General features: G+C 59.3%; 17 protein-coding genes and 1 pseudogene. 8 read left to right on the plus strand and 10 right to left on the minus strand.

All coding sequences use genetic code 11. From position 1 onward, the window contains the following. Positions 1-97: 97 nt before the first annotated feature. Positions 98-1320 (plus strand): IS3 family transposase gene (locus tag QMK58_RS00845; RefSeq protein WP_172681774.1). Its coding sequence is split into 2 segments (ribosomal slippage): positions 98-449 and positions 449-1320, totalling 1224 coding nucleotides; the frame shifts between segments, so codons are not numbered across the junction. Positions 1321-1611: 291 nt separating this feature from the next. On the opposite strand, the gene QMK58_RS00850 is transcribed toward QMK58_RS00845, so the two are convergent. The 4 genes from QMK58_RS00850 to glyQ form a co-directional block, all read right to left on the minus strand. Next, positions 1612-2391, minus strand: a complete 780-nt coding sequence (locus QMK58_RS00850) for a lysophospholipid acyltransferase family protein (protein WP_053164071.1) — start codon at positions 2389-2391, stop codon at positions 1612-1614. Positions 2392-2474: 83 nt separating this feature from the next. Further along, positions 2475-3014 carry a D-glycero-beta-D-manno-heptose 1,7-bisphosphate 7-phosphatase gene (gmhB, locus tag QMK58_RS00855; protein ID WP_172681868.1) on the minus strand — a complete coding sequence of 180 codons (540 nt, stop codon included), beginning with the start codon at positions 3012-3014 and terminating at the stop codon, positions 2475-2477. Positions 3015-3018: 4 nt separating this feature from the next. Further along, entirely contained in the window at positions 3019-5073 is a 2055-nt protein-coding gene (gene glyS / locus QMK58_RS00860; protein WP_053164074.1) for a glycine--tRNA ligase subunit beta, read from the minus strand. Further along, on the minus strand, positions 5070-6023 hold the full coding sequence (gene glyQ / locus QMK58_RS00865) for a glycine--tRNA ligase subunit alpha (RefSeq protein WP_008155694.1): 954 nt from the start codon (positions 6021-6023) through the stop codon (positions 5070-5072). The genes glyS and glyQ overlap by 4 nt, the downstream gene beginning before the upstream one ends. Positions 6024-6104: 81 nt before the next feature. Here glyQ and tag point away from each other — a divergent pair, with 81 nt between their 5' ends. The 3 genes from tag to QMK58_RS00880 all read left to right on the plus strand — a co-directional run bounded on the left by tag (position 6105) and on the right by QMK58_RS00880 (position 7901). Beyond that, on the plus strand, positions 6105-6662 hold the full coding sequence (gene tag / locus QMK58_RS00870) for a DNA-3-methyladenine glycosylase I (protein WP_053164076.1): 558 nt from the start codon (positions 6105-6107) through the stop codon (positions 6660-6662). A 40-nt stretch (positions 6663-6702) separates the two neighbouring features. Further along, positions 6703-7590: a lysophospholipid acyltransferase gene (locus QMK58_RS00875; RefSeq protein WP_053164079.1), complete on the plus strand. Its 888-nt coding sequence runs from the start codon at positions 6703-6705 to the stop codon at positions 7588-7590. A gap of 71 nt (positions 7591-7661) precedes the next feature. Then, positions 7662-7901 (plus strand): PilZ domain-containing protein, encoded by a 240-nt coding sequence (locus tag QMK58_RS00880; RefSeq protein WP_053164080.1) that lies wholly within the window; start codon positions 7662-7664, stop codon positions 7899-7901. Here the strand turns inward: QMK58_RS00880 and QMK58_RS00885 are convergent, their stop codons facing one another. The 5 genes from QMK58_RS00885 to def all read right to left on the minus strand — a co-directional run bounded on the left by QMK58_RS00885 (position 7902) and on the right by def (position 12575). Continuing rightward, complete coding sequence (locus tag QMK58_RS00885; RefSeq protein WP_053164082.1) at positions 7902-8216, minus strand: tetratricopeptide repeat protein; 315 nt, start codon at positions 8214-8216, stop codon at positions 7902-7904. Between the two features lie 117 nt (positions 8217-8333). Further along, positions 8334-9710, minus strand: a complete 1377-nt coding sequence (trkA, locus tag QMK58_RS00890) for a Trk system potassium transporter TrkA (RefSeq protein WP_053164084.1) — start codon at positions 9708-9710, stop codon at positions 8334-8336. 22 nt (positions 9711-9732) lie between these two features. Then, on the minus strand, positions 9733-11043 hold the full coding sequence (rsmB, locus tag QMK58_RS00895; RefSeq protein ID WP_320395769.1) for a 16S rRNA (cytosine(967)-C(5))-methyltransferase RsmB: 1311 nt from the start codon (positions 11041-11043) through the stop codon (positions 9733-9735). Beyond that, complete coding sequence (gene fmt, locus QMK58_RS00900) at positions 11040-11999, minus strand: methionyl-tRNA formyltransferase (RefSeq protein WP_053164088.1); 960 nt, start codon at positions 11997-11999, stop codon at positions 11040-11042. The genes rsmB and fmt overlap by 4 nt, the downstream gene beginning before the upstream one ends. Before the next feature lie 69 nt (positions 12000-12068). After that, entirely contained in the window at positions 12069-12575 is a 507-nt protein-coding gene (gene def, locus QMK58_RS00905) for a peptide deformylase (protein WP_320395770.1), read from the minus strand. Positions 12576-12838: 263 nt separating this feature from the next. Between def and QMK58_RS00910 the strand changes: the two are divergent. The 3 genes and pseudogenes from QMK58_RS00910 to QMK58_RS00920 form a co-directional block, all read left to right on the plus strand. Further along, positions 12839-13585: pseudogene (locus QMK58_RS00910) on the plus strand (peptidoglycan-binding protein); the annotation flags it as partial. 81 nt (positions 13586-13666) lie between these two features. Then, positions 13667-14773, plus strand: a complete 1107-nt coding sequence (dprA, locus tag QMK58_RS00915; protein WP_320395772.1) for a DNA-processing protein DprA — start codon at positions 13667-13669, stop codon at positions 14771-14773. Between the two features lie 54 nt (positions 14774-14827). Further along, the gene (locus tag QMK58_RS00920; protein WP_053164096.1) at positions 14828-15385 is read left to right on the plus strand and encodes an L-threonylcarbamoyladenylate synthase; all 558 of its coding nucleotides are present in this window, start codon (positions 14828-14830) and stop codon (positions 15383-15385) included. A gap of 97 nt (positions 15386-15482) precedes the next feature. Here QMK58_RS00920 and QMK58_RS00925 read toward each other — a convergent pair whose 3' ends face one another. Beyond that, positions 15483-16460 (minus strand): NADPH:quinone reductase, encoded by a 978-nt coding sequence (locus QMK58_RS00925; protein WP_053164097.1) that lies wholly within the window; start codon positions 16458-16460, stop codon positions 15483-15485. A 163-nt stretch (positions 16461-16623) separates the two neighbouring features. Here QMK58_RS00925 and hemF point away from each other — a divergent pair, with 163 nt between their 5' ends. Further along, on the plus strand, positions 16624-17538 hold the full coding sequence (gene hemF, locus QMK58_RS00930) for an oxygen-dependent coproporphyrinogen oxidase (RefSeq protein WP_053164098.1): 915 nt from the start codon (positions 16624-16626) through the stop codon (positions 17536-17538). Positions 17539-17566 lie beyond the last annotated feature (28 nt).

Here is a 17566-nt window from a genome sequence, read left to right on the forward strand (position 1 = left end):
CAACGAAAAGGCCAATGCATTTGCGTTGGCCTTTTTTTATGCCTGTGTCCCGTCCTGAATAAGGTTACACCTTCTGACCTATTTTCAGGAGGGAGCAATGGATTCGGGGAAAAGGCGCAGTCAGCGCGATTACACGCTGGCTTTTAAATTGTCGGTGGTCGATCAGGTCGAAAAGGGCGAGTTGAGTTATAAAGAGGCTCAACGGCGCTATGGCATCCAGGGTCGGTCAACGGTGTTGGTGTGGTTACGCAAGCATGGTCGGCAGGATTGGAGCCAAGGCGCGTCTATTCGAGTGCTGAGGAAGAGTTCCATGGCCGAGTCCACGGTACCGCTGTCACCCGAGCAGCGGATCAAAGAGCTTGAAGAACAGCTTGAACTGAGCAATCAAAAGGCTCAGTTTTTCGAGGCTGTCGTAAACGTCTTGAAGAACGACTACGGTGTATCCATCGTAAAAAAGCGACCCGGCAAGTCCTCGCGCAAGGGCAAGTCAAAGACCTGAGTATCAGCAGGGCTTGCCTGTTCATGGGCATTTCACGTCAGGCTTATTACAAGCGCAACCGAGCGTTTGATGCGAAGGCTGGCGACGATCAAAAGGTCGTGGATTTCGTCTTGGAAAAGCGGCGGCGCCAGCCAAGGCTGGGAACACGCAAGCTGCATTATATGCTGCATGCCGAAGCAGAAACGAGTCTGCGGGTGGGGCGCGATCGCCTGTTCAGCATCCTGCGAGAAGCGCGAGAATTGGTCCCTCGCAAGCGGGCATACCACAAGACCACCCACAGCCATCATCGATTTCGCCGCCATCCAAACCTACTCAAGGCAGGCCCGCAGCAAATCATTGCCTGTGCTCCTGAGCAAGTTTGGGTTGCGGATATAACCTATCTGCCTACCCAGGAGAGCGTTGCTTATCTGAGCCTGATCACCGACGCCTACTCGCGCAAAATAGTGGGACATCATGTGCATGAGAGCTTGCATACAGAGTCGGTGCTCAAAGCGCTGAAGAAGGCTGTAGGAGGAAGGAAAACCAAGCAGCCGCTGGTTCATCACTCAGACCGTGGGGCGCAGTATTGCTCCGACCTTTATCAGCGTTTTCACACCAAGCACGGGGTCATTTGTTCGATGACCGATGGCTATGACTGCTATCAGAACGCGATGGCGGAGCGAATAAACGGGATTTTGAAGACGGAGTTTTTGCTGCATCGCCCCAAGAACCTGGCCGACGCGGTGAGAATGGTTGATGAATCGGTGCTGATCTACAACGCGGAGCGGCCACATCTGGCCTTGAAATACAAAACGCCCGATGCGGTGCATCGGGCGTTTTGAGACTGAAACAGGTGTAAACCTATTTCAGGACTAGACACTGCATTTTTTCGCCAATGGGCCTTGAATAGTTTCGTGGCAGCGTTGATTTACGAGCCCTGTGTAAGACCGAATTGTTACCGTCGTTCGGGCATAAAAAAACCGGCTATATCAGCCGGTTTTTTTTGCGTCCGAAAAAAACTTATGCACGGATTCATCGTTTTTTTAGTTTTATAAAATATGTAATGAAAACATGCAGTTAAAACTAATAAGTAACCATTTTCAAAGAAACGGTGCACAGGTTATCCACAAATCTCAGACAGCCAACGAGTCGTTAGGGGACGGCGCTTGTGAGACCGGCGGAAGCGATCCCATTTCCCGCTGCATTTGCTCGTTCCAGGCTTGAACACGGTCGTTCAATTCGGCAATCGCTCGCGGGCCGCTACCTTCGGCGTACATCGGAACGCCGATGATTACGGTGATCACCCCCGGCTTCTTGGCCCAACCGGTTTTCGGCCAGAATTTTCCGGCATTGTGTGCTATCGGCAGTACGGGAAGATTGGCATTGACCGCCAATGCGGTGCCACCCCGGGAGAATTTACCGATAGTGCCGAAAGGAACGCGTGTGCCTTCAGGGAAAATCAGTACCCAGACGTTGTCTTTGAGCAGTTCATCGCCCTTCTTCGCCACATGTTTGAGTGCGGCTTTCGGGTTGTCGCGGTCGATGGCGATCGGCCGTAGCATCGCCATGGCCCATCCAAAGAAGGGCACGTAGAGCAATTCACGCTTGAGCACTTGGCTTAACGGTGAGAAGTAGGCGGAAAGAAAAAACGTTTCCCACGTGCTCTGGTGGTTCGACTGAATTACGCAGGGCTGTTCAGGGACATTCTCGGCGCCTTTGATTTCGTAGCGGATGCCCAGAAAGACTTTGCTCAGCCACAGTGCGCACCGGCACCAATACACGTTGATGAAGCGATAACGCGCCTTGAAAGGCAGAAAAGGCGCAATAAAGAAACTCAGGCTGCACCACAGCAAAGAGCTGGTGCCCAGCAGCAGGTAAAAGAGGAAGGTTCTGATCGCCTGCAATATCGACATGGTGACGGTTACCGTTGCGGGAATTGCCCGCCTGTATAAAGCGCACTCCTGATCAATCCTTTATCAGGCATTTCAGAAGCACTCTAATTGTGGATAAGTTCTGCGGCAATCGCCGCCAGATCGTCAAAAATCAATGTGCCAACCGGTAGGGTCAAGCCCTGAGTCTTTACGCCTTTTCCGGTCTTTACCAAAACTGGCTGTGAATCGACGGCTTTGGCGGCTTCCAGGTCACCAAGGCTGTCGCCGACGAACCAAAGATTGGTCAGCGACACGTTGTAATGCCCGGCGATGGTTTTCAGCATCCCGGGTTTCGGCTTGCGGCAATCGCAGCCTTCATCCGGCCCGTGGGGGCAATAGACGATCAGCCCGACTTCACCACCCTGCTCTGCCACCAGAGCGCGCAAGCGCTCGTGCATGGCATCGAGGGTGGCAAGGTCGTAATAGCCTCGAGCAATGCCCGACTGGTTGGTAGCGACCGCTACCGTCCAGCCGGCCTTGCTCAACTGCGCGATGGCTTCGATCGAACCGGGGAGTGGAATCCACTCCTCTACCGACTTGATGTAAGCGTCGGAGTCGTAATTGATCACTCCGTCCCGATCGAGAATCAGCAGTTTCAACAGCAATCCCTCAACCCAGCAGCGAAATGTCGGCGACGCCAAGGAACAGCCCACGCAGACGCGCCAGCAACGCATAACGGTTGGCGCGGACGTTGGCGTCTTCGGCGTTGACCATCACTGCTTCGAAGAAAGCATCCACCGGCTCGCGCAAGGCGGCCAGGCGTGCCAGCGATTCGCTGTACTGGCGTGCCGCAGCCATCGGCTGAACCGCCTGGTCGGCCTGCTGGATCGCCGAATACAGGGAGAACTCGTTGGCGTTATCGAAGTACTTGGCTTCCACGACGGTCGGGACGGAGCCTTCAACCTTGCTCAGCAAGTTCGATACACGCTTGTTCACGGCGGCCAATGCAGCGGCTTCCGGCAATTTGCGGAAGGCCTGCACCGCTTGTACGCGCTGGTCGAAGTCCAGGGCCGAACCCGGCTTCAGGGCGCGAACCGACAGGTAGGTCGCGACATCCACGCCTTCGTCTTCGTAACGGGCACGCAGACGGTCGAAGATGAACTCCAGTACCGAGTCGTTAAGGCCGGCAGCCTTGACCTTGGTACCGAACGCGTTCACGGCGAAAGCCACGGCGTCGTTCAGATCCAGGTCCAGTTGCTTCTCGATCAGGATACGCAGTACGCCCAACGCAGCACGGCGCAGTGCGTACGGGTCTTTGCTGCCGGTTGGCAGCATGCCGATGCCGAAGATGCCGACCAGGGTGTCGAGCTTGTCGGCAATGGCCACGGCCGCACCTGTCAGCGTGGCAGGCAGTTCAGCGCCGGCACCGCGGGGCATGTACTGCTCGTTCAGCGCCAGCGCGACATCTTCCGGCTCGCCATCGTTGAGGGCGTAGTAGTAACCGGCGACACCTTGCATCTCCGGGAACTCGCCGACCATCTCGGTCGACAGGTCGCACTTGGACAGCAGGCCTGCGCGGGCAGCCCATGCAGCGTTGCCACCAATGCGCTGAGCGATGAACGCAGCGAGCCTGGAAACGCGCTCGGCCTTGTCATAGACGCTACCGAGTTTTTCCTGGAACACCACGTTCTGCAGGCGCAGGTTGAAGTCTTCGAGTTTCTGCTTCTTGTCTTGCTTGAAGAAGAACTCGGCGTCGGTCAGGCGTGGGCGAACCACTTTCTCGTTACCGGCGATGATCTGCTGCGGGTCTTTGCTCTCGATGTTGGCCACGGTAATGAAACGTGGCAGCAACTTGCCTTCGGCATCCAGCAGGCAGAAATACTTCTGGTTGTCCTGCATGGTGGTGATCAGTGCTTCTTGTGGCACGTCGAGGAAACGTTCCTCGAACGAGCACACCAGCGGCACCGGCCATTCAACCAGTGCGGTCACTTCGTCGAGCAGGGCTGGCGGAACGATTGCCGTGCCTTCCTGACGGGTGGCCAGCTCTTCGGTGCGCTTGCTGATGATCTCGCGACGCTCGTTGGCGTCGGCCAGCACGTAGGCGGCACGCAGGTCGGCCAGGTAGCTGGACGGCGAACCGATGCGCACGTTTTGTGGATGATGGAAGCGGTGACCACGGGAATCACGGCCAGCCTTCTGGGCCAGGATGGTGCAGTCGATGACCTGGTCGCCGAGCAGCATCACCAGCCATTGGGTCGGACGCACGAATTCTTCTTTGCGCGCACCCCAACGCATGCGTTTCGGGATCGGCAAGTCGTTCAGCGAATCTTCGACGATGGTCGGCAGCAGGCTCGCGGTCGGCTTGCCGGCGATGCTTTGGCTGTAGCGCAGTTTCGGGCCGCTCTGATCGATTTCGCTCAGGTCGACGCCGCACTTCTTGGCAAAGCCCAGTGCCGCTTGGGTCGGGTTGCCTTCAGCATCGAACGCGGCCTGACGTGGCGGGCCATCGAGGTTGATGCTGCGATCCGGCTGCTGGGTGGCCAGTGCGGTGATCAGCACGGCCAGACGGCGCGGCGCGGCATAAACGGTTTTGGTCTCGTAGTTCAGGCCGGCAGCTTGCAGGCCCTTGTCGATACCGGCGAGGAACGCCTCGGCCAAGGTGTTCAAGGCTTTGGGTGGCAGTTCTTCAGTGCCCAGTTCAACCAGAAAATCCAGAGCACTCATTGTGCAGCCTCCAGCTTGGCCAGTACTTCGTCACGCAGGTCCGGGGTCGCCATCGGGAAGCCCAGCTTGGCGCGAGCCAGCAGGTAGGCTTGCGCAACGGAACGCGCCAGGGTGCGTACACGCAGTATGTATTGCTGACGCGCGGTCACGGAAATCGCCCGGCGTGCATCCAGCAGGTTGAAGGTATGGGAAGCCTTCAACACCATTTCGTAGCTCGGCAACGGCAGCGGCTGGTCGAGTTCGATCAGGCGCTTGGCTTCGCTTTCGTAGAAATCGAACAGTTCGAACAGCTTCTCGACGTTGGCGTGTTCGAAGTTGTAGGTCGACTGCTCCACTTCGTTCTGGTGGAACACATCGCCGTAGGTCACTTTGCCCATTGGGCCGTCAGCCCAGACCAGGTCGTAGACCGAGTCCACGCCTTGCAGGTACATGGCCAGACGCTCAAGACCGTAGGTGATCTCGCCGGTCACCGGGTAGCACTCGATGCCGCCCGCTTGCTGGAAGTAGGTGAACTGGGTTACTTCCATGCCGTTGAGCCAGACTTCCCAGCCCAGACCCCAGGCGCCGAGGGTCGGCGATTCCCAGTTGTCTTCGACGAAGCGGATGTCGTGGACCAGCGGGTCCAGGCCGACGTGCTTGAGCGAGCCCAGATACAGTTCCTGGAAGTTGTCCGGGTTCGGCTTCAGAACGACCTGGAACTGGTAGTAGTGTTGAAGACGGTTCGGGTTTTCGCCGTAGCGCCCGTCGGTCGGGCGACGGCTAGGCTGCACATAGGCGGCGTTCCAGGTTTCCGGGCCAATGGCGCGCAGAAATGTTGCTGTGTGGAAAGTGCCGGCGCCTACTTCCATATCGTAGGGCTGAAGTACCACGCAACCTTGCTCGGCCCAGTATTGCTGGAGGGCGAGGATCAAGTCTTGGAAGGTACGCACGGCTGGCGTAGGCTGGCTCACGAAATTCACCTGTTTCTTGGGCTGCGATTTAAAGAGCGGGAGTATACCCGATTCGTTGCTGCGCACGCCCCCTGGAGCCTTATGCCACGCTGCTTTTGGTGTTCCGAAGATCCGCTGTACATGGCTTATCACGATCAGGAGTGGGGCACGCCGCTACGCGATGCGCAGGGTTTGTTCGAGTTGCTTTTGCTCGAAGGGTTCCAGGCCGGCCTTTCCTGGATCACTGTGCTGCGTAAACGCGAGCATTATCGCCAGGTCATGTTCGGTTTTGATGTCCAGCGCGTGGCGCAGATGAGCGACGCGGAAATCGACGAACTGATGCTCGATCGGGGCATCATCCGCAACCGCCTCAAACTCAATGCGGCCCGGCGCAATGCCCAAGCCTGGCTGGCGCTGGAGGACCCTGTAGCGTTTCTCTGGTCGTTCGTCGGTGGTGTGCCGGTGATCAATCATTTCAAGGATCGCAGCGAAGTTCCGGCCGTTACGCCATCCGCCGTGGAGATGAGCAAGGGCCTGAAAAAAGCCGGTTTCACGTTCGTCGGGCCGACCATCTGCTACGCGCTGATGCAGGCCTCAGGCATGGTCATGGACCACACGCGCGATTGTGACCGCTACGCGCTGTTGGCGAACGGCGGTTAGAATGGCCGCCTCGTACACAGCACAAGATCAGGAGTGACCTGTGGATAAGTTTAAAGGCGCCTTGCTGGTAGGCGCTCTGCGGCTCTTTGCCCTGCTTCCGTGGCGAGCGGTGCAGGCCGTCGGCTCGGCGATTGGCTGGATGATGTGGAAAATCCCGAACCGTTCCCGTGACGTGGTGCGGATCAACCTGTCCAAGTGTTTTCCGGACATGGACCCGGCAGAGCGTGAGCGCCTCGTCGGTCAGAGCCTCAAAGATATCGGCAAGTCACTGACCGAAAGTGCATGCGCCTGGATCTGGCCGGCCCAGCGCTCCATCGACCTGGTGCGCGAGGTCGAAGGCCTCGACATATTGAAGGACGCCCTCGCCTCCGGCAAAGGTGTGGTCGGCATCACCAGCCACCTGGGCAATTGGGAAGTGCTGAACCACTTCTATTGCAGCCAGTGCAAACCGATCATTTTCTATCGTCCACCGAAGTTGAAGGCGGTGGATGAATTGCTGCAAAAGCAGCGGGTACAGCTGGGCAACAAGGTCGCTGCTTCCACCAAGGAAGGCATCCTCAGCGTCATCAAGGAAGTGCGCAAAGGTGGTGCAGTGGGGATTCCCGCTGACCCGGAACCGTCCGAATCCGCCGGGATCTTTGTACCGTTCTTCGCGACCCAGGCGCTGACCAGCAAATTTGTGCCCAACATGCTTGCCGGCGGCAAAGCGGTCGGTGTGTTCCTGCATGCATTGCGCCTGCCGGACGGTTCTGGCTACAAAGTGATCCTGGAAGCCGCGCCCGAGGCCATGTACAGCACCGATACGAAGGAATCCTGCGCGGCCATGAGTAAAGTGGTCGAGCGTTATGTCGGGGCGTATCCGAGCCAGTACATGTGGAGCATGAAGCGCTTCAAGAAACGTCCGCCGGGCGAAGAGCGTTGGTATTGAGTCGATTGGCATGATCTGTGGATAGCCTGGCGTCGGGGTTATCCACAACCGTTCATTCAAGGGCGCAGAAGATGTCCGAACACCGCAAGTCGTTCCGAATCAAGATCAGTCACGAAAGCTTTGGCGATTGCCTGGGGCAGACGCGCAACCTGTCGACCACCGGCGTTTACGTCAAGCATCCGCAACTGTCGGCCCTGCCCCGGGGGGCGGTGGTTTACGGTCAGGTGCAGGACTTGCCCACAGGTGCGCCGCGGGTGCGCATGGAAGTGGTGCAAGTGGATGCCGAAGGCATCGGTTTGCGTTATCTCTGATCAGTGCGCCTGACGCTCGAGCTTCTTCAGGAACACCATCATTTCCTTTTCTGCCTGCTTGTCGCCATGGGCGCGAGCGGCCTCAAGGCCTTGCTCCCAGGCTCGGCGCGCTGCTGCATGGTCCGCCAGCGCCAGATGGGCTTTACCCAGTAGTTTCCAGGCCGCTGAATACTTCGGGTCGAGCTCGACGCAGCGCTGGAAATGTTCAGCAGCCTTGGCGTTCTCCCCTAGATCCAGATAACCCTTGCCCAGGCCGAAGCGCAGCAATGCGTTATCCACACCCTTGGCGAGCATTTTTTCCAGGGATTCGATCATGGAGGAGTTTCCGAATGGTTGTCGTTTTCGAAATCGCCTTCGCTGGCAAGCCAGCTCCTACAGGTTATGCGCGATTCTATGTAGGAGCTGGCTTGCCAGCGAAGGCGGTCTAAGGGATCAGAAGAAACTCAACCCCACATGGAACAGCTTCTCCACATCGCGAATATGCTTTTTATCCACAAGGAACAGAATCACATGGTCACCCGCCTCGATCACGGTGTCATCGTGGGCGATGATCACTTCTTCGTCGCGGATGATCGCGCCGATCGTGGTACCTGGCGGTAAACCGATATTTTCGATGGCCTTGCCGATCACCTTGCTCGATTTCACATCGCCATGGGCGATCGCCTCGATGGCTTCTGCCGCCCCCCGGCGCAGTGAGTGCACGCTGACGATGTCTCCACGGCGAACGTGGGCCAGCAAGGTGCCAATGGTCGCCAGTTGCGGGCTGATGGCGATGTCGATGTCGCCGCCCTGGATCAGGTCGACGTAGGCCGGGTTGTTGATGATGGTCATCACCTTCTTCGCCCCCAGGCGCTTGGCCAGCAGCGATGACATGATGTTGGCTTCGTCGTCGTTGGTCAGGGCCAGGAACAGATCCGCGTCGGCGATGTTCTCTTCCATCAGCAGGTCGCGGTCCGAGGCACTGCCCTGTAACACCACGGTACTGTCGAGATGATCCGAAAGATGTCGGCAACGCGCCGGGTTCATCTCGATGATTTTCACCTGATAGCGGCTCTCGATGGCCTCGGCCAGGCGTTCACCAATCTGCCCGCCACCGGCGATAACGATGCGTTTGTAGGTCTCGTCGAGACGGCGCATTTCACTCATCACGGCACGAATGTTCGCTTTGGCGGCGATGAAAAAAACCTCGTCGTCCGCTTCGATGACCGTGTCGCCCTGGGGCAGGATCGGCCGGTCGCGACGGAAAATCGCAGCGACGCGGGTTTCGACGTTCGGCATGTGCTCGCGCAACTGCCGCAGTTGCTGGCCCACCAGCGGCCCGCCGTAGTAAGCCCGTACCGCCACCAGTTGCGCCTTGCCTTCGGCGAAGTCGATCACCTGCAAGGCACCAGGGTGCTGGATCAGGCGCTTGATGTAGTTGGTAACCACTTGTTCCGGGCTGATCAGCACGTCGACCGGAATCGCTTCGTTCTGGAACAGTTGCTCTTCGCGGGTCAGGTACGCGGCTTCGCGCACCCGAGCGATTTTGGTCGGGGTGTGGAACAGGGTATGGGCGACCTGGCAGGCGACCATGTTGGTTTCGTCGCTGCTGGTCACGGCGACCAGCATGTCCGCGTCGTCGGCACCGGCCTGACGCAGCACGGTCGGGAACGATCCGCGGCCCTGAACCGTGCGGATGTCCAGGCGATCGCCGAGGTCGCGCAGGCGTTCGCCATCGGTGTCGACCACGGTGATGTCATTCGCTTCGCTCGCCAGGTGTTCCGCCAGCGAACCGCCGACCTGCCCTGCTCCGAGGATGATGATTTTCATCCAGTCACTCCATTGAATCCATTTAGCCGCGCGCGGCGGCGATCTTGATCAGCTTGGCGTAGTAGAACCCGTCGTGCCCGCCTTCCTGGGCCAGCAACTGGCGACCATGAGGTTGCTTGATCCCGGCCGTGGTGGCGAGATCCAGTTCACGGGCGCCCGGTGTGCGGGCAAGGAACGCTTCGATGACTTCGGTGTTCTCGGTCGGCAATGTGGAACAGGTGGCGTAAAGCAGAATGCCGCCCACCTCCAATGTTATCCACATGGCGTCCAGCAATTCGCCTTGCAGTACCGCCAGCGCGGCGATGTCGTCGGGTTGGCGGGTCAGTTTGATGTCCGGGTGACGACGAATCACGCCGGTCGCCGAACACGGCGCGTCCAGCAGGATGCGCTGGAACGGCTTGCCATCCCACCACGCCTGAGTGTCGCGACCGTCGGCGGCGATCAGTTCGGCGCTGAGCTTCAAGCGTTCGAGGTTTTCCCGCACTCGCACCAGACGTTTGGCTTCCAGGTCCACCGCGACGACGCCAGCCAGCTTTGGCTCGGCCTCGAGGATGTGGCAGGTCTTGCCGCCCGGAGCGCAGCAGGCATCGAGCACCCGTTGACTTGGGGCCAGGTCGAGCAGATCGGCAGCCAGTTGCGCGGCTTCGTCCTGCACGCTGATCCAGCCGTCGGCGAAACCCGGCAGGCCGCGCACATCGGTGGCGGCTTCGAGCACGATGCCGTCGCGGCTATAAACGCACGGCGTCGCGGCAATACCGGCTTCGGTCAGTAAACCGAGGTAGGCATCACGGCTGTGATGGCGACGGTTGACCCGCAAAATCATCGGCGGATGCGCGTTGTTGGCTGCGCAAATGGCTTCCCATTGCTCTGGCCAGAACGCCTTCAAGGATTTCTGCAACCAGCGTGGATGAGCAGTGCGCACCACTGGATCACGTTCCAGCTCGGCGAAAATTGTTTCGCTTTCGCGTTGAGCATTACGCAGCACAGCGTTGAGCAAAGCCTTGGCCCAAGGCTTTTTCAGCTTGTCGGCGCAACCGACGGTTTCACCGATGGCGGCGTGCGCCGGGACGCGGGTGTAGAGCAATTGATAGAGACCGACCAACAGCAACGCTTCGACATCTGCATCGGCTGCCTTGAACGGCTTCTGCAGCAGCTTGGCCGCCAGGGCCGACAAGCGCGGCTGCCAGCGTGCGGTGCCGAACGCCAGGTCCTGGGTGAAGCCGCGATCACGGTCCTCGACCTTGTCCATTTGTGTCGGTAGCGAACTGTTGAGCGAGGCTTTTCCGTTCAGGACAGCGGCGAGTGCCTTGGCGGCGGCCAGACGCGGATTCATTGAGCGTCCGCCGCTTGGCCGAGGACGATACCTGTAGCGAATTTCTCGCGACGGCTGTTGAACAGGTCGCTGAAGTTCAGCGCCTTGCCGCCGGGCAATTGCAGTCGGGTCAGGCACAAGGCCTGCTCGCCGCACGCGACGATCAGGCCGTCCTTGCTGGCGCTGATGATTTCACCCGGCGTGCCTTTGCCTTCGGCGAGGGTCGCGGCCAGCACTTTCAGGGCTTCGCCGTTCAAGGTGCTGTGAGTGATCGGCCATGGATTGAAGGCCCGGACCAGACGTTCCAGCTCAACTGCCGGGCGAGTCCAGTCGATACGCGCTTCGTCCTTGTTCAATTTGTGCGCGTAGGTGGCGAGGCTGTCGTCCTGCACTTCCCCTTCCAGCGAGCCTGCGGCGAGACCGGCAATGGCCTGGATCACGGCCGGTGGGCCCATTTCCGCCAGGCGATCGTGGAGGCTGCCGCCCGTGTCTTCGGCGCTGATTGGCGTGGTGACTTTGAGCAACATCGGCCCGGTGTCGAGACCGGCTTCCATGCGCATCACGGTCACGCCGCTTTCGGCGTCACCTGCTTGCACGGCGCGCTGGATCGGCGCCGCACCGCGCCAGCGTGGCAGCAGCGAGGCGTGACTGTTGATGCAACCCAAGCGCGGAATATCCAGCACCACTTGCGGCAGGATCAGGCCGTAGGCGACCACCACCATCAAGTCCGGCTTCAATGCGGCCAGTTCAGCCTGAGCATCTTCATTGCGCAAGGTCGGGGGCTGCAACACCGGGATGTTGTTTTCCAGGGCCAACTGCTTGACCGGGCTCGGCATCAATTTTTGCCCACGACCAGCCGGGCGATCCGGTTGGGTGTAGACCGCGACGATCTCGTAAGGGCTGTCGAGCAGGGCCTTGAGGTGTTCGGCGGCGAATTCCGGGGTGCCGGCAAAGACGATGCGCAGTGGCTCAGTCATGGGTGTTCTCTATTGCAAAGCATCTTGAAAAGAAAAAGGCTTGCCGCAGCAAGCCTTTGAAGGAGGGCATCAAGCGTTTTGGCGATGCTGTTTTTCCAGCTTCTTCTTGATGCGGTCGCGTTTGAGCGTGGACAGATAGTCGACGAACAATTTGCCGTTGAGGTGGTCGCATTCGTGCTGGATGCACACGGCGAGCAGGCCTTCGGCGATCAGTTCGTAAGGTTGGCCGTCACGGTCCAGAGCCTTGACCTTGATCCTTTGCGGGCGATCGACGTTTTCATAGAAGCCCGGTACCGAAAGACAGCCTTCCTGGTATTGCTCCATCTCCTCGGTCAGGGACTCGAACTCAGGGTTGATGAACACCCGAGGTTCGGTGCGGTCTTCGGAGAGGTCCATGACGACGATGCGTTTGTGCACGTTGACCTGGGTCGCGGCGAGGCCGATGCCTGGCGCTTCATACATTGTTTCAAACATATCGTCGACCAACTGACGCACTTCGTCGTCCACTACGGCCACAGGTTTGGCGATAGTGCGCAGACGCGGATCAGGAAATTCGAGGATGTTTAAAATGGCCATAATCTTGATGACTGCACGTGTGAAGTAAGGTCGGGTCGATGGCCTGGCGGGTCCGAAGAAATGCAGGCTACCGTTGTAAAACGTAGCTCCCTTCTGATGACAAGCAAGTTTTGACAAGCAAGCCGGGAGCGAGCCGCTGGGCTCAGGCGTTTCACGTGAACGCACATAATAAAGGGATTCACCGCATGAGGAAATCACTACTCGCCCTGCTGCTTCTGGTCTCGGCCGGTTTCGCGCATGGGCAAGCGCTGCCCGGGCAAGACATTCCCACCATAAAGTTGTCGCCCCAGGTGCGTGTCAGCCCGCAGACCGAGGCCCTCCCGAGCGTTGCGCTGAAATCGATCAACAGCTTTTTGTTAAGCAACCGCATCGTCGACAAGGCCGAGGATTTCGACAAGGCACCCTACATTGTCGCCGGCGATGCCGAGCGCGTGCTCAGCGGCAGTGGCGACCGAATCTTTGCTCGGGGCCACTTCGACCCCGCGCAACCGGTATACGGTATCTTCCGCCAGGGCAAGGTTTACGCCGACCCGCAGAGCCAAGAGGTTCTGGGCATCAATGCCGATGACATCGGTGGTGGCGAGGTGATAGCTATCGAAGGCGAGGTGGCTACGCTCGACCTGCAACGCACCACCCAGGAAGTGCGTGTGGGCGATCGATTGTTCAGCGGCGAGGAGCGTTCGATCCATTCGGCGTTCAAGCCCAGTTCACCCGGTACCCCGATTGATGGCTTGATCATTGATGTGCCTCGCGGTGTGACGCAAATCGGCGCGATGGACGTGGTCACGCTGAACAAGGGGCAGCGCGATGGCTTGGTCGAGGGCAACGTGTTGGAAGTCATGAAAACCGGTGAAACCGTGCGCGACCGGATCACGGGTCAACCGCTGAAAATTCCTGATGAACGCGCTGGTCTGCTGATGGTTTTCCGTACCTACGACAAGCTCAGTTACGGGCTGGTGCTTGACGCTTCGCGCTCGCTGGCGGTGATGGACAAAGTGCGAAATCCGTAAGCTTGGTTCACAAGTTACCAACAGAGTTATCCACAGCTTGTTCCCGCATCGACGGGAACTCAAATCGATCAAGGATGATCCATGTCGCTGTCTCCTGTCACACCGGTTTCCCCTGCGGAACTGGAAGCTCGTTTGCGTTTGCACCGTTTACCGGAGCTCGGTCCGGCGCGCTTCAAGAAGTTGCTTGAGGCCTTCGGTTCGGCATCCAAAGCCATCAGCGCGCCCGCCAGTGCCTGGCGTGCGTTGGGTTTGCCGATGGCTTGTTCCGAGGCCAGGCGTAGTGCTGAAATTCGTGATGGCGCCAGCCATGCATTGGCTTGGCTGGAGCGTCCGGGCCAGCATTTGCTGATGTGGGACCAGCCGGACTACCCGGCGATGCTGGCGCAGATCAGCGATGCGCCACCACTGTTATTCGTCGCAGGCGATCCGGGCATTCTGGAAAAACCGCAGCTGGCCATGGTCGGTAGCCGACGAGCATCGCGACCGGGCATGGACACCGCCAGCGCGTTTTCCCGCAGCCTCGCCGGCGCCGGCTTTGTTATCACCAGCGGTCTGGCACTGGGCATCGATGCCGCTGCACACCAGGCCGCGATCGATATCGGCGGGCAAACGGTCGGTGTGCTTGGCACGGGTCTTGAGAAGTTTTATCCACAGCGCAATCGGCGCCTGGCAGACGCCATGATCGCCTCGGGCAGCGCAGTGCTTTCAGAGTTTGCGCTGGATACCGGCCCAAGCGCCGGTAACTTCCCTCGACGCAACCGGATCATCAGCGGTTTGTCCCTCGGTGTTCTGGTGGTTGAGGCCAGTGTCGCCAGCGGTTCGCTGATTACTGCGAGGCTGGCGGCGGAACAAGGACGCGAGGTGTTTGCGATTCCCGGGTCCATCCATCATCCCGGCGCCCGTGGCTGTCATCAGTTGATCCGCGATGGCGCGGTCTTGGTTGAAACCATCGAACACATCCTTGAAGCATTGCGTGGCTGGCAGCAACAACCATTGTTCACAGAGACAAGCGAGGTTACGACGACTGATCCGCTGTTACTGTTATTGCATGCGGCGCCCCTGACCAGTGAAGCGCTGGTCGACGCCAGTGGTTGGGCCTTGCCGAAAGTGCTGGCGGCGTTGACGGAGCTGGAAATGGACGGGCGTGCGGTGTGTGAAAACGGGCGCTGGTTTGCACGGGTGAGCTAGGTTTTATAAACAAGATCGGTAAACTGCGCAGAGCCTTATTCTGGAGAGTTTTTCATGGTCAACAGTTGGCGTGTGCAACAAGCCGCGCAAGCAGTTCGCGCTGGGGCGGTGATTGCCTACCCAACCGAAGCAGTCTGGGGTCTGGGTTGCGACCCCTGGGACCTCGATGCGGTGGAGCGATTGCTGGAGATTAAGGGTCGCTCCGTGGACAAGGGGCTGATTCTGGTCGCCGATAATATCCGTCAGTTCGACTTCCTGTTCGAAGACTTCCCCGAGCTGTGGATGGATCGCATGGCCAGCACTTGGCCAGGGCCAAACACCTGGCTGGTGCCGCACCAGAACCTGCTGCCGCCTTGGATCACCGGCGTGCATGAAACGGTGGCGCTGCGGGTCAGCGATCACCCTCAAATCCGGGATTTGTGTGCGCTGGTCGGGCCGTTGGTGTCGACATCGGCCAACCCGCAGGGGCGTCCGGCGGCGCGTACGAGGATTCGCGTCGAGCAGTATTTTCGTGGTCAGGTGGATCTGGTGCTTGGCGGAATGCTGGGCGGGCGCAAGAACCCGAGTGTGATTCGCGATCTGGCGACCGGGCACGTTGTGCGCCCGGATTAAGACCGAGGTGCGCCCATCGCTAGCAGGCTAGCTCCCACGCTGGTTTTGTGAACACCACAGATCCAATGTGGGGCTAGCGTGCTAGCGATGGCGTCCGTCAGGGCAGCAAAACAACCGAACCGGTCGTACGTCGCGCTGACAACTCGGTCTGCGCCTTCGCCGCATCCGCCAGTGAATACGTCTGGCTGATATCCACCTTCAACTTGCCGCTGATGATCATCTCGAACAATTCATCCGCCATGCGCTGCAGATTCTCGGCGTTGTTCGCATAAGTGGCCAAGGTAGGCCGGGTTACATACAGCGAACCCTTCCCCGCCAGAATCCCCAGGTTCACCCCGTCTACCGCGCCGGAAGCATTACCGAAGCTCACCACCAGCCCTCGCGGCGCGACGCTGTCGAGCGACGTCAGCCACGTGTCCTTGCCAACACCGTCGTACACCACCGGGACTTTCTTTCCGTCGGTCAATTCCAGTACACGTTGTGCAACGTTTTCGTGGCTGTAGTCGATGGTCGCCCAAGCACCGTTAGCCTTGGCCAATGCGGCCTTCTGCGCCGAGCTCACCGTGCCGATCAGCTTCACGCCCAACGCCTTGGCCCACTGGCAGGCCAGGGAGCCGACACCACCGGCCGCCGCGTGGAACAGGATGGTGTCGCCACCCTTGAGTTCATAAGTCTGACGCAGCAGGTATTGCACCGTCAGGCCCTTGAGCATCACACCCGCCGCTTGTTCGAAACTGATGGCCTCCGGCAGTTTCACCAGATTCGCCTCGGGCAACACGTGAACTTCGCTGTAGGCGCCCAACGGGCCGCTGCCGTAGGCCACGCGGTCACCGACCTTGAACCGGGTCACGTCGCTGCCTATCGCATCGACCACACCCGCGCCTTCCGAGCCCAAACCCGATGGCAGGGATGGCGGCGGGTAGAGTCCGCTGCGGTAATAGGTGTCGATGAAGTTCAGACCGATGGCCTTGTTGGCCACGCGCACTTCCTTCGGACCTGGCTCGGCAGGCTGGTAATCCACATACTCGAGCACTTCGGGACCGCCATGGGCACGGAACTGGATACGCTTTGCCATCTGCTCTCTCCTGAGGTCGTTTTACCAAGCTCCCTATCGGACTCCTAAGCTTGATCTTCGTCAACTGCGAAGGGGGAACTTGCGGTGTTATGCTACGCGCCCATTTGCGCAGGCCGAGCTCCAGTGGAGCGCCGCGTAGCTTTGCCCGATTCAAGGTGATGACATGACGACCCGCACCGAGGCCGTAAAGGCCTATCTGCTCGACCTGCAAGACCGTATTTGTGCTGCCCTGGAAGCCGAAGACGGTGGCACGCGCTTCGTTGAAGATGCCTGGACCCGGCCTGCTGGCGGTGGCGGTCGCACTCGTGTGATAGAAAACGGCGCGGTGATTGAAAAGGGCGGCGTCAACTTTTCCCACGTCTTCGGCAGCGGTCTCCCACCGTCCGCCAGCGCCCACCGCCCGGAACTGGCTGGGCGTGGCTTTGAGGCCCTGGGCGTGTCGCTGGTGATTCATCCGCATAACCCGCATGTCCCGACGTCCCACGCTAACGTGCGTTTTTTCATTGCAGAAAAAGAAGGTGAAGAGCCCGTCTGGTGGTTCGGGGGTGGTTTCGACCTGACGCCGTACTATGGCAATGAAGAAGACTGCATCCATTGGCACCGTATCGCCGAGCAGGCTTGCGCACCATTCGGTGTGGATGTCTATCCGCGTTACAAGGCCTGGTGCGACAGCTACTTCCACATCAAGCATCGCCACGAACCGCGCGGCATCGGCGGGCTGTTTTTCGATGACCTGAACGAGTGGGACTTCGACACCAGTTTCGCCTTCATGCGTGCCATCGGCGATGCGTACATCGACGCCTACCTGCCGATCGTGCAACGCCGTAAAAATGATGCGTTCACTGCAAAACAGCGCGAGTTTCAGGAATTCCGTCGTGGGCGCTATGTCGAGTTCAACCTGGTTTACGACCGCGGCACGCTGTTCGGCCTGCAATCGGGCGGGCGTACCGAGTCGATCCTGATGTCCCTGCCACCGCAAGTGCGTTGGGGTTATGACTGGAAGGCCGAGCCTGGCAGCGAAGAAGCGCGCCTGACCGAGTACTTCCTGCAAGACCGCGATTGGTTGGCCAAGGGCTGATTTTTAGGTTTTGGCTTACGTCGTCGGG

Origin of the sequence: Pseudomonas sp. P8_241, from assembly GCF_034008315.1 — a bacterium.
Classification (GTDB): Bacteria; Pseudomonadota; Gammaproteobacteria; order Pseudomonadales; family Pseudomonadaceae; genus Aquipseudomonas.